The organism is Streptomyces sp. NPDC001204 (genome assembly GCF_053598035.1).
In genome coordinates, this window is the sequence record NZ_JBSFJL010000019.1 from 146,154 (window position 1) to 157,117 (window position 10,964).

Genomic DNA, 10,964 nt, shown 5'->3' on the forward strand with positions numbered 1-10,964 from the left:
GTGCGGAGCGAGGCGGACCAGGGCGACGCGGACGGCTTGGGGGGTGCGTTCGGGGCGTGGGACGGCTCGTGCCCCTGCTTAGGTTGCGTGGCCACGCCCAGCTCCTGGACCGTGAAGGCGGTCTCGTCATCCGCGGCCGCGACCTCCACCACGGCCAGGTCCGGCACAGCCACATGCGCGTCCTTGATCTGCCTCATGCCTGGTACTACGCGCGGACACCCGCAGAGGTTCTGCGTCACCAACATCGGCTTTTGCGGCCTGAGTCCGCGCCCTTGCGACCACTCTCTGAGTGTTTTCTGGCGCAGCAACGAGGCGGTGAACCGCTGATTCGGGGCGGTCTGTGGACGCCGGCCGGGGCGAGGGGGAGAACCTCGTGCCCGTACGATGACCGGTGTGACCGCTCGCCGCACCCTTGGCGCAGGCCCGGAGGCCGCGCACGGCATCCGCGCCCCGCAGGCCGACTTGCTCGCCTCTCTTCCCTCAGTCCGTCTGTCCGACCTTGACGAATTGAGGGCCCGGGGTGTTCTCGGCAATCACCCGGTGGTGTGTCCGGCCCCGCGGCGGACCCTCGGAGTCGGCGGCCGTGCCGACGAGGGCGCGCCATCCCGCCGTTCTTCCTGAGGCTCCCTCAACAGCGGCTGAAATCTCCCACCATCGGGGGCGGGTAGGGCCGAAGAGGCCCCAGCCGGTGGGGGAGCTTGCATCCCGGCTGGGGCCTTTTGTGTGTCCGGTGTTACAGGGCGCGGATGTTCTCCGCCTGCGGGCCCTTCTGGCCCTGCGTAACGTCGAACTCGACCTTCTGGCCCTCCTGGAGCTCGCGGAAGCCCTGGGCGGCGATGTTCGAGTAGTGGGCGAAGACGTCCGGGCCGCCGCCGTCCTGTTCGATGAAGCCGAAGCCCTTTTCCGCGTTGAACCACTTCACAGTGCCCTTGGCCATGCCTGTCTCCTTTGAGGGGACTCGTATCGGGTCCCGCACCGTGCGGGACCCGGAGGTGATCGCCCTGGTCCGGAGAGGCGTTGAACAGCAAAAACGCCCGCGATTGCGATCACGGGCGAACGGGACTTCGGAACCACGACTGCTGATCACGACGGTACACCGGCTGGTGGAGCTCGGCCACAAAGAACCACGAAGGCAACATCATCCGTGGGACGAAGACCGGTCGCCGCTCCGAGTCACACTCCGAAGTCTGCGACAAACGACTCCCGTTCGTTCTCACGTACAAAGCCACCCGGTGTCACCGTGTCGGTCACCTGTCCCGGCGCGGCGGGGCCGACACCGAGCACGCGGCGCCCGGCCGGTGGGCGCGATTTCGGCTCGGCGGCCGGGGTGGCGGGGAGGCGTTCGGCGGCGAGCTGGGCGCGTGGCACGGGCGGGAGCTCGGTGTCTTGCGTGCGGGAGACGTTGGCGCGGTCGGGTCCGGTGCCCGGCGGGCGGCGGTCGGTCATCGCCCGATTCTCGCGGCGCGGCAGGAACTTCTTCTTCACCGCCCCGCCCTGGCGCTGCGGGCCGTCCCAAGGCGCGCGCGGGTCGCGCGCGTGCGAGGCAGTGAACATCCGGGCTGGCTGGCGGAAGGCTGCGTTGCCTGCCCGTGAGGTAACCGACTCCCGGGCCGGTACCGCTCCGCCCTCCGCGCGTAGCGTACGGAAACGGAAGCCGTGGATCAGCGGTAGCCCGGCTCCGTCGCCCGGCGGCCCCGGGGCGGGAGGGTGGCCAGGAGGCCGCCGAGAAGTATGGCCGTGGGGGGTGGCCACCGCCAGGGTCCAGCCGAGGCGGCTGCTGCGTCGGCGTTCGCAATTCAGCAGGGCGGTGCGGACGGCCTCCTTGGTGTCCGCCTCGTCGACCCCGCCCATGAGCGTGGCGATGGGCTGATCACCGTCCGGACCCCCGATCACCGACGCGCATATGGCGTCGCCGTACGCGTTGCCCCTACCGCCGTTGGGTATCGCCAGCAGCCCCAGCACCGCGGCCGCGCCCACGGTGATGCCCAGCCAACCCCACTCTCCGGCTCGGAACCGACGACGTCCAGCACGAGGACGGCGAGGTCCTCGTCCAGCTCGGCGACCCGCCGTCGCCCGTCCTAGCCCCCTTCGCCGGGATGCTGTTGGACTACCTGGAGCAGCGGCCGATCAGCGGGAAGGTCGCCTTCGTCACCGGTGCCAGCTCCGGCATGGGCCTGGCCGCCGCGGCGGCCGCCACCGGAAGCCCGCTCGACTTACCCCGCCACGCAAAGGCGTCCTTCACCTACACGGCCGGCAGCGGGGTGTGTCACCTTAACGCCCGATCTTGGTTGTTGAAGTGGTCAGTGGTTGGCCGGGGTGAGGAGAGCCCGGTACGTGCCGACCGGCGTCGCTGGCGCACGGCCACATCAACGCTCCTACTACCGCTCTGAGCTGGACCGACCCGTACACGGTCGGTCCACTTGGCCTCCTGCCGGAGCGAATCAGCTGGGCGCACCATGGCGAAGGGGCCCGGCGCTGCCCGGCCCCCTGGCTGCTTGTGCCCGGATCCGGACTCAGCTGTCGGATACCGATCCGTTCCCGCCGGGCTCCTTCGGAGCCCAGGCAGGCGGGCTGGTGGCTTCCTTCAGGCTGGCTTCCTTCATCAGGACTCGCCAACCGTCCTCGCCGGCGTTGCCGTCCAGCCGCACGGTGACCTCCTTGACCTGCCGGGTGTCCTGGAAGTACAGCACCACGACTTGGCGTTCGGATGCATCGTCGTAGAAGTCGGCCGCGACCTTCCCCTGGGCTCCTTTCCGGAAGCTCTTGATCCAGTTCGCGGACGTGTTCCGGGTCTCGCTGTCTGTGCTGTCGCTGGTCGCCAGCTTCTCCAGATCCCCGGCTTTACCGTCGGCGATGCGCCACACGATTTCCTGGACCACTTGCAGGGAACCGGTGGACGGATAGCCGAACACGTGCAGCGGTTCGTGGTTGGCGTAATCCGTTTCGTACCGAGTGTCGGAGGAGTCGATCGGCGAGCATGCCGACAGGCTCAGCAGCAGGGTTGCCACGGTGCCGTATACGGCCCTGCGGTATCTCATCGCCTCACCTGTCCTTGACTCGGACGATCAGGATCTTCTCGATCGAGTTCTTCTTGTTCTTGTAGCGGGCGATCACGTCGCTGAGCGTAGTCAGAGTCTTGATCCCGTGCTGGACGAGGTGAAGCTCACCGCATGAGTTGGCCCGTACCACCGCAGCGTGGTTGTAGCGGCTCTCCTGCTTCCACTTGAAGAAGATGACGTCACCGACCTGGGCCGAGTCCGCGCGCGAGATGGTCTTCGCCCTCCCTGTCAAAATAGGTTGAGTCAGACATACTGGATGATTCATTGCGTCGAGGGCGGAGAAGGAGTAGTGCCCGGGTGGCCCTGATCCGCAGGTGGAAGCCCGCTCGACCGGTCCGCGCCGGTATACCGCGGAGTGCAAGACGAGGATCCTCGCCGAGTAGAGCCGGCCGCCCAGGAGGAGGCCCTCGAAGCCGCAGCGGCTGCAGAAGAAGTCGCGGGTGATGCCAGCGCAGTCCCGACAGAGCGGCTGGCCCTGATCATTGCGGCCGGGCAGGAGCCGGTCGGCGGAGCACCCGGGGCAACGGCCCCGGACGCGCATGGCCCGCTCCAGGCAGGTGCGGCAGATCGGTCCGTCCGACCAGTTGGCGGACTTCGCTGCCCGCTGGCCGCAGCGGGCGCAGTCGCGCAGGTGCCAGCGTTCGTACTGGGTTCTGCGAACGAATCCGGGCCCAGCGGGGGGTCTGCTACCCGTGATTGATCTTGCTCGCGCAAAGGACCGTTTATGAGAAACACCGCCCGAGACGGTCATCATGCACAGCGAAGGCGGAAGTCCCCGATCGCGCGGATCGGGGACTTCGCCAAGGGCCGCCGGAGAGATCCTGTTGCGGCCCCGGGGTGCCGGCGCCGTTTACGCGGCGGAGGTGAGTTCGGCGCGGCCGAACAACAGCGCGTGGCCGGTGGGGAGCTGGTGGAGGATGCGGGTGATGAGGTCGGGGCCGGCGTGGGCGGCGACGGCCGCGAAGACGGAGCCGGTGTCCCAGCGGGTGGTGGCCAGGGAGGCGCCGGAGCGGGCGGCGAGATCCTTGACGAAGGCCCATCCGGTCAGCGGCTGGGTGTCAGGGACCTGTGCGGTCAGGACACGTGCGGCTTCCAGGGGCAGGCAGGCGGCCAGGTCGACGCGTTCGTCGCCGGTCAGCTGGCGTCCCAGCCCCGCGAGGACCAGGCGGACGGCTTCCTCGGCTCTCTCGCGGGTGGGGTAGGCGCCTTCGTAGCGGACCTTCTCCAGCATCTGCTCATACGCCGTCGAGTACGGCTGCTGGTACTCAGCCGGTACGCGCACGTCGGTGATCACTGCGGTGCATGCCTTTCGTGGAGCGGTGCGGGTGTGTGGCACCGAGGTAGGGGTCAGGTGGGCTGGGGGCGGCCGAAGAGGAGGTCGTAGTCGGCGGGGAGCTGGAGCAGGGTCTGCCCCAGCAGGTCCTCGCCGGCCGTGTCGGCGACCGTGGACAGCACGGCGCTGACGTCCCAGGTCGCGGTCTGCTCGGTGGCGCCCTCGATCCAGGCTGCGGTCGCCCGCACGAACCGCTCCGGAGGCAGCGGTTCGGCGCTCTGCAGCGGGTTGAGCAGGATCAGGGCGAATTCCTCCGGGAGACGTGCCGCGAGCTGGGCGCGAACCTCGCCGACCAGATGCGCGCCGAGCAGGGCGAGCACCACACGGGCCGCGCGCTCGGCTTCCTCCACAGTGCCGTACTCGCCGCGCTCCTTCACGTGGTCGAGGAACGCTTCGCGTCGCAGAGTCATCTCGCCGCCGCCCCTTCTTGTTCTTCGGCCTGCCCACGGGGTGCGGAGGACGGGGTGAGGGGGAGATCAGATGCCCGTCCTCCGTACCTGTCCGGCCGGTGTCAGCCGGAGATCTCCTTGTGGCCGGTCCCGACGCCGATGGAGATCTTGCGGGGCTTGGCACGCTCGGCGATCGGGATGCGCAGGGTCAGCACGCCCGCGTCGTAGTCGGCCTTGATGTGCTCGGTGTCCAGGGTGTCGGCGAGCACGATCTGGCGGGAGAAGACGCCCAGCGGCCGCTCGGACAGCTCCATCTGCACGTCGTCGCCCTTCGCCACGGGCCGGCGCTCGGCCTTGACGGTCAGCATGTTCCGCTCGACGTCGATGTCGATCGCGTCCGCGCTGACGCCGGGAAGGTCGAAGGCCACCACGTACTCGTCGCCCTCGCGGTAGGCGTCCATCGGCATCGCCGACGGCCTCGACCAGGTACCCGGGCCCATCAGCTGCTGCGCCAGCCGGTCCAGCTCACGGAAGGGGTCAGTGCGCATCAACATCGTGAAAACACCTCCAGCAGGTTCAGGCAGTAACTGCCAATGCGCCTCACTGACACCGTTGTAACATGTCATCCAATGGATGACAAACACGATGTCATCTACATGATGACAACCCGAGGGAGGTGCCCGTGACCGCACCCGACCAGCCGGTCTCCACCGACACCGACGCCCACAGCCCGGCGTCGTTCCTCGCCGCCGCGGCGGCCCTGAAAGCCATAGACGACGCCCTGCGCGACGCCCAGCACGAGACCCCCGACACCCTCGGCACCGGGCCGGCCCCGGAGCAGGCCCTCGCCTCGCTGATGCTGCTGCGGCAGGTACGTGAGCGGCTCGCCGGATGGGAGACCGGCCTGATCGAAACGGCCCGGAACGCGGGCGCCAGCTGGGCCGACCTCGCCTCTCCCCTGGGTGTCGCCAGCCGCCAGGCCGCCGAGCGCCGCTACCTGCGCGGCCGCCCCGGCCCGGCCGGGACCACCGGCGAAGAGCGCGTGACGGCCACCCGCCAGGCCCGGGCCGCCGACCGCAACACCGCCACCTGGGCCCGCCGCAATGCGGCCGACCTGCGCCGCCTCGCCGGCCAGATCACCGCCCTCACCGACCTTCCCCCCGCCGCCCGCCGCCCGCTCAATGAGCTGCACGCGGCCCTTGCCCACAACGACCCCGCCGACCTCATTGCCCCCCTGGCCGCCGCCCGCCCCCACCTGGCCGCCGCCCACCCCGACCTCGCCGCCCGGCTCGACACCCTCACTCCCCCCTGACCCCGCCCGGTGCCCCGCAACAGCCCAGTCAGCCTCCGCCCCCGGGTCAACCCCCGATTGCCCTCGAAGTCCGGCGGCAGATCGTCCTCCGGCCTCCGCCCCCGGTTCGCCCCCGGCCCCCAGATCTCCCGCCGACGCAGCGCATCCCGCCAGCTGACCAGCACACACAGCCAGTAGAGGATGGCCAGCTTCCTCGTCCGCGCCTCGTGGGTTCGCGCCGGGGCACCACTCATGCAGATGTGTTTGCGGCAGAACTACACGCATCGAACCTGAAGAAAATCTGTCGCGGTCACAGTAGACATTGGCTCGTCGCAGGGTTATTTTTTTCCGTGTACCCAGGAAGTCGAGAAGGGCACGGCAGAGATGAACTGCCGCGCATGCAGGTCAAGCAGGACGCCCCACGGGGCTGCGAGCAGTACCTGCGTTATCCAGCAGTACGACCGTGTAGCCGAAGGTAAAGGAGCAGACGCCATCAGGATCGCCCGGGCGAGGAAGAAGTCCGCCCGGGTACCGCAGGCCTCGGATTGGAAGGTGGTCCCCGGTCACGCAACCGCGATCCCCGCAGCCTCGCCCTCCCAGGCGGAACCTGCGGACAAAGAAGGCCGGCGCAGTTCGCCGGTAGATGGTGTTGAAAGCTCGGGGCCCGGGTGCCGTACGGCACCCGGGCCCCCCGACGTGTCCCCTGAAAGAAGAGGTCTATGCCCCCTGCCAGTTCCCGTCCCGTCGACAATCTCGACGATGACGACTACCCCGCCTACACCATGGGCCGGGCCGCCGAGATGCTCGGCACCACCCCCGCCTTCCTCCGCGCCCTCGGCGAACACCTCCTGATCACCCCGCTGCGCTCCGAAGGTGGCCACCGCCGCTACTCCCGCTACCAGCTGCGCATCGCCGCCCGCGCCCGCGAACTCGTCGACCAGGGCACCCCCATCGAAGCCGCCTGCCGCATCGTCATCCTCGAAGACCAGCTCGAAGAAGCCCGGCGCATCAACGAGCACCTGCGCACCCAAGGCCGCGAGTCGTAGTCGAAGTACTCAGCCTGAATCAGTACGCCGATCCTGGGGGCAACACCGGCCAGCGGACGATGCTGCCGTCACCGGCCGCGGCCTTTCAGGCGGCCTGACCGAAGCCGGCCGCGGCCGGGTCCGCCCCGCGCAGCGGGGCGAAGTCCACGTCCAGCTTCGGGTCGTACGCCTCGGGCTGGATGCCGAGCTCGTGCGTGCTGTACTCGCCGAACCGGTTGATGTGCTCGGTCAGGTACGGCGAGATGTGCGCCAGGTCCTCCGGGTCGATCGTCCAGCGCTCCTCCAGCAGCTGGCGGACGATCTCGGCGATGTCCAGGGCATTGTGAAAAATGACCGCGTTCGTGAGCAGAGCGTTGAATTTCATTGCCTTCTCCTGCTAGACCGGGTCGTTGTCGGCGATGACGCCGCGGTTGCCGAAGCCGACCCACTGGGAGAACCGGTTGAACGACTCGACTTTGTTCGTCGCCGCGGTAACCCGCCTGCGCAGCGGCGCGTCGGAGAGGTAGCGCAGCAGTTGCACGGTGCGGATCACGCGGCCGACCTCGCGGAACGCGGCGTACGTGGCGTTCTTCTTGGAGCCCGACCGCAGCCGCTTCAGCAGCGTGGAGGAGGAGATCGCCCCCTCGCGCACCGAGACGGCCACCCGCATCAGGTGCCGGAACTGCGATTCGATCAGGTCCCAGTCGATCACGTTCCTGCCCGGCTCTCCGAACAGGGCGTCGATGTGCACGTACTCGCTCTGCTTGCTGGGCCGGTAGAACGTCGAGTCCTTCCAGTTACGGATGCGGGGCATCAGGTCGAAGCCCAGCAGGTGGGCCAGCGCGAACACCGGGAAGCTCTTTATGTGGACAGTTCAAGTTGATCATCCTTCGGCGTGTCGTGAGGGTGCGGCGACTGTGGGGCCGGTGCGGCGGGTGTCAGTGGGCTTCGCTTGGATGGCTCCGTGTCGGTGCATGAAGTGATCAAGCAGCTGCCCGCCATCGCGACGGTCCGCGATCGGTCCAGGACTCTGGCGATGTTGGATGCCGTTCTGAGCCCTGAGTGGGAGTGGAGGTACTACTCCTTCGATTCCGGCTGGTCGCCGGGCGAGGAGATGGCCTCGATGAGGGACGGCGCCGGCAACGACTACGCCATCGTGCTCTCAGCTGCTGGGGTGTATGCCCAGGCGTGCGACCACGAGTCGCCGATGTCGGCGCATCGCCTTTCGCCCCCAGAGCTCTGGCCGGGGCTCTTCGACTCGGTTCCTGATGTCTTTCGTCCCTATGTTGATGAGCCCGCCTTCGCTGACCACAACGGACTGCCCCGAGCGACCGTCTGCTTCTGGCGTGAGAGCTCCGATAGGCGTTGTCACGTTGTTGGGTGCGTGGGTGCCTGACGGCGCGTCGGGGCGTGGTGGGCTCGCGGTGCGGGCCTGTGTTCAGGCCATGGTGGGCAGGCTGGCGACTCCGGTGATCTGCTCCCAGATCGTGAAGCGGACGGTCATCTCGGCTCTGTAGTCGGTGGCGGTGAGCAGGTGGCGTCGGGGTCGGAAGTGGGGTGAGATGCCGCTGAACGCGGACAGGAACCGCTGGGCCCCGCCGGCGGAGCGGAAGCCTTTCATGGCGCGTTCGCGTTGCCGCGTGGGCTGGTGGCTGTTCTCGGCCCGGTTGTTCAGGCCCTTGTGGGAGCGGTGCTCGACGGAGGGCATGACCTCGCGGTGGGCCGCGCCGTAGGAGCGGAGCTTGTCGGTGACGAGCACCCTCGGCACTGTGCCGGTCTTCTTCAGGAGTTTGCGGAGGAATCGCCTGGCCGCGGCCTTGTCCCGGCGGTTCTGGACGAGGATGTCGAGGACGTTGCCGTCCTGGTCGACTGCCCGCCACAGGTACTTTTGCTCACCGTTGATCTTGATGAAGACCTCGTCCAGATGCCACTTGTCGCCGGGCCGGGCCTGTCGGCGGCGCAGCGCGTGGGCGTAGGCCTGCCCGAACTTCAGACACCATCGGCGGACCGTCTCATGCGAGACGATCACACTGCGCTGGAGCATCAGCTCCTCCACCTCGCGGAAGCTGAGCGGGAATCGGAAGTACAGCCACACGCAGTGGGAGATGACCTCAACCGGATACCGGTGACCCCTGTACGACGGCGACGCGCTCTCCACGGATGAGTCCCCCTCCGGCATGATCAACCCGAAGATCATCCCCAGCCAGCCAACGTGACAACGCCAACAGGACGTGTCCGACATCGCCGTACGGCTGTTCCTGGAGCGGGGCTTCGACGCGGTGTCCGTCGCAGAGGTCGCGGCGGCCGGGACCGTCTCCCACTCGGGGTGACCCTCCAGCGCACCGAGCCCCCGAAGATTGTACAGCCACTGCCCCACCGGCCGGTCCAGCATTGTCGCGGACCGGGGCGCGCACAGCGTCCAGTGCTCTCAACGCACCACCCACGGGTGATCATGTGGTCGTGGAGGCACAGGTGCGTGACTACGGGTTCTCGCCGTCTCAGCAGGATGAGATCTGGAGACGCTGGCGCGAGGGGCAGTCCTTCAGCTTGATGGGGCGGGCGCTTACTCCACGACGGTGGCAGGCGCCGTTCCCGCAGCGGATGAGAAAACATGTTGGCTGGCTGCTGGCGAGCTGCGACGATGCGTCTGTTTCTCAGGCGGAGGACATTTGTTCGTTTTCGTGTGTGCGGGATGCGGCGCCGAGTTGACCACCTCGCTGTCCCAGGTCTCACTGCCAGTCCACGCCCGTCAGAAGTACGGGAATGGGGCCCAGCTTCCGGTGCTCATGGAGTCCGGGACGTTTGCCGTGGACCCGGACCCCTGGGGAGGGCCGTGGCGGATGTGGGACGAGATCGATCCGGGCGAGGCGGAGGCACGCGGCATCTACGCGCCGGTCTACGCCCTGTCCGACAGCACGCCCGGGGCGAGTGTCATCGCGCCCGGTGATATCCGTGGAACCCGGCTGATTCCTGAGAAGCGCGGCGGTGCCTGCTGCGGCCTCGACGGAGCCGACGGGCCCAACATGGCCTGTAAGGCGTGCGACCTCCCCGTGGCGACCAGGGTCGACGACTGCTCGCTCTGGCAGGCGGTGCGGCTCAGCTCGGACGCCGTGCGCCGCGTCCCCGTTGACGGTATCCACGCTGCGCCCCTCTCCTGGGCGGAGCTGGCAGAGAAGGGGGAGAAAACGCCCCCGTTCGAGCCGATTGCCACGTGGGGAGGACGGTTGGGGTCGAACCACTACTGGTCGTGGAGCCCGCAGTGGGAGGCGGCAGCCGGCCAGGCGCTCGCCCACCTGCTGGTTGCCTCCCAAGGGCAGCCGGTGAAGGTCCCGGGCGGTCTGACGGCGGACGTTTTCCAACGCGCGCTCGACGCCCTGCTGCCAGCAGGCCCCCCGAAGCGGCGCGCCGTCCTGGCTGGACCGGGACAGCCCTCCCCGGACGCGGGCGTCGACATCCTTCTCGTACCGGTCCATCCCCAGACAGGTCAAACCTGGACCCCCGCCAGCCCGACTGCGTCGGCATACCTGGTGCCCCTGCCGCTGAGGGTGTGGCTGTGGCTGGTCTCTCCCCAGCCGTACTTGCCGGTTCCCGCGTCAGGCCGCATACCCCAAGACGTACTCCGCGACGACCCGCTCCCGCCGCGCCCCAACTACCTGTTCCGGGCCGACCGGGGAACGTTCCAGCACACCTTGGTCCGGCTACCAGCCGTGCGCAGCCCGTGGCTGCGCACAATCCTCGAGAACCTCACGCAGGGCACCTCGGCCGACCTCTTCTAGTGCCGCATCAGGCAACGTTCGCCCTGTGATGAGGCGTCACTGTATTGCTGCGCTGGGCGGTACCGGACCGTCAGAATGATCACGTGGCTGA

The 10,964-nt window shown here is 68.4% G+C and carries 12 protein-coding genes and 3 pseudogenes; 5 read left to right on the top strand and 10 right to left on the bottom strand.

The features are described from left to right. Positions 1-110 precede the first annotated feature (110 nt). The 8 genes and pseudogenes from ACWC91_RS25200 to ACWC91_RS25235 form a co-directional block, all read right to left on the bottom strand. Positions 111-443, bottom strand: a pseudogene (locus tag ACWC91_RS25200) (DUF6207 family protein); the annotation flags it as partial. A 290-nt stretch (positions 444-733) separates the two neighbouring features. Further along, positions 734-937 carry a cold-shock protein gene (locus tag ACWC91_RS25205; protein ID WP_100572255.1) on the bottom strand — a complete coding sequence of 68 codons (204 nt, stop codon included), beginning with the start codon at positions 935-937 and terminating at the stop codon, positions 734-736. 236 nt (positions 938-1,173) lie between these two features. Beyond that, positions 1,174-1,977 carry a hypothetical protein gene (locus tag ACWC91_RS25210; protein ID WP_450642470.1) on the bottom strand — a complete coding sequence of 268 codons (804 nt, stop codon included), beginning with the start codon at positions 1,975-1,977 and terminating at the stop codon, positions 1,174-1,176. A gap of 536 nt (positions 1,978-2,513) precedes the next feature. Continuing rightward, positions 2,514-3,008: a hypothetical protein gene (locus tag ACWC91_RS25215; protein WP_281155760.1), complete on the bottom strand. Its 495-nt coding sequence runs from the start codon at positions 3,006-3,008 to the stop codon at positions 2,514-2,516. 34 nt (positions 3,009-3,042) lie between these two features. Further along, the gene (locus tag ACWC91_RS25220) at positions 3,043-3,291 is read right to left on the bottom strand and encodes a hypothetical protein (RefSeq protein ID WP_281155759.1); all 249 of its coding nucleotides are present in this window, start codon (positions 3,289-3,291) and stop codon (positions 3,043-3,045) included. Positions 3,292-3,909: 618 nt separating this feature from the next. Then, positions 3,910-4,353: a DUF2267 domain-containing protein gene (locus ACWC91_RS25225; protein ID WP_225080619.1), complete on the bottom strand. Its 444-nt coding sequence runs from the start codon at positions 4,351-4,353 to the stop codon at positions 3,910-3,912. Between the two features lie 53 nt (positions 4,354-4,406). Next, entirely contained in the window at positions 4,407-4,802 is a 396-nt protein-coding gene (locus tag ACWC91_RS25230; protein WP_225080618.1) for a DUF2267 domain-containing protein, read from the bottom strand. A 101-nt stretch (positions 4,803-4,903) separates the two neighbouring features. Beyond that, positions 4,904-5,335, bottom strand: coding sequence for an Hsp20/alpha crystallin family protein (locus ACWC91_RS25235; protein ID WP_450642469.1), 432 nt, complete (start codon positions 5,333-5,335; stop codon positions 4,904-4,906). Positions 5,336-5,463: 128 nt separating this feature from the next. Between ACWC91_RS25235 and ACWC91_RS25240 the strand changes: the two genes are divergently transcribed. Together ACWC91_RS25240 and ACWC91_RS25245 are read left to right on the top strand one after the other, a co-directional pair. Next, positions 5,464-6,093 (top strand): type III effector protein, encoded by a 630-nt coding sequence (locus ACWC91_RS25240; protein WP_450642467.1) that lies wholly within the window; start codon positions 5,464-5,466, stop codon positions 6,091-6,093. Positions 6,094-6,791: 698 nt separating this feature from the next. Further along, positions 6,792-7,118, top strand: a complete 327-nt coding sequence (locus ACWC91_RS25245; RefSeq protein ID WP_225080615.1) for a helix-turn-helix domain-containing protein — start codon at positions 6,792-6,794, stop codon at positions 7,116-7,118. An 85-nt stretch (positions 7,119-7,203) separates the two neighbouring features. Here ACWC91_RS25245 and ACWC91_RS25250 read toward each other — a convergent pair. Further along, positions 7,204-7,947: pseudogene (locus tag ACWC91_RS25250) on the bottom strand (Tn3 family transposase). A 129-nt stretch (positions 7,948-8,076) separates the two neighbouring features. Here ACWC91_RS25250 and ACWC91_RS25255 point away from each other — a divergent pair. Continuing rightward, complete coding sequence (locus tag ACWC91_RS25255; RefSeq protein ID WP_450644924.1) at positions 8,077-8,493, top strand: hypothetical protein; 417 nt, start codon at positions 8,077-8,079, stop codon at positions 8,491-8,493. A 42-nt stretch (positions 8,494-8,535) separates the two neighbouring features. Here the strand turns inward: ACWC91_RS25255 and ACWC91_RS25260 are convergent, their stop codons facing one another. After that, on the bottom strand, positions 8,536-9,255 hold the full coding sequence (locus ACWC91_RS25260) for an IS6 family transposase (protein WP_450644926.1): 720 nt from the start codon (positions 9,253-9,255) through the stop codon (positions 8,536-8,538). Positions 9,256-9,328: 73 nt separating this feature from the next. Between ACWC91_RS25260 and ACWC91_RS25265 the strand changes: the two are divergent. Both ACWC91_RS25265 and ACWC91_RS25270 read left to right on the top strand, forming a co-directional pair. Next, positions 9,329-9,415, top strand: a pseudogene (locus tag ACWC91_RS25265) (TetR family transcriptional regulator); the annotation flags it as partial. A gap of 351 nt (positions 9,416-9,766) precedes the next feature. Then, positions 9,767-10,873, top strand: a complete 1,107-nt coding sequence (locus ACWC91_RS25270) for a hypothetical protein (RefSeq protein WP_450644927.1) — start codon at positions 9,767-9,769, stop codon at positions 10,871-10,873. Positions 10,874-10,964 lie beyond the last annotated feature (91 nt).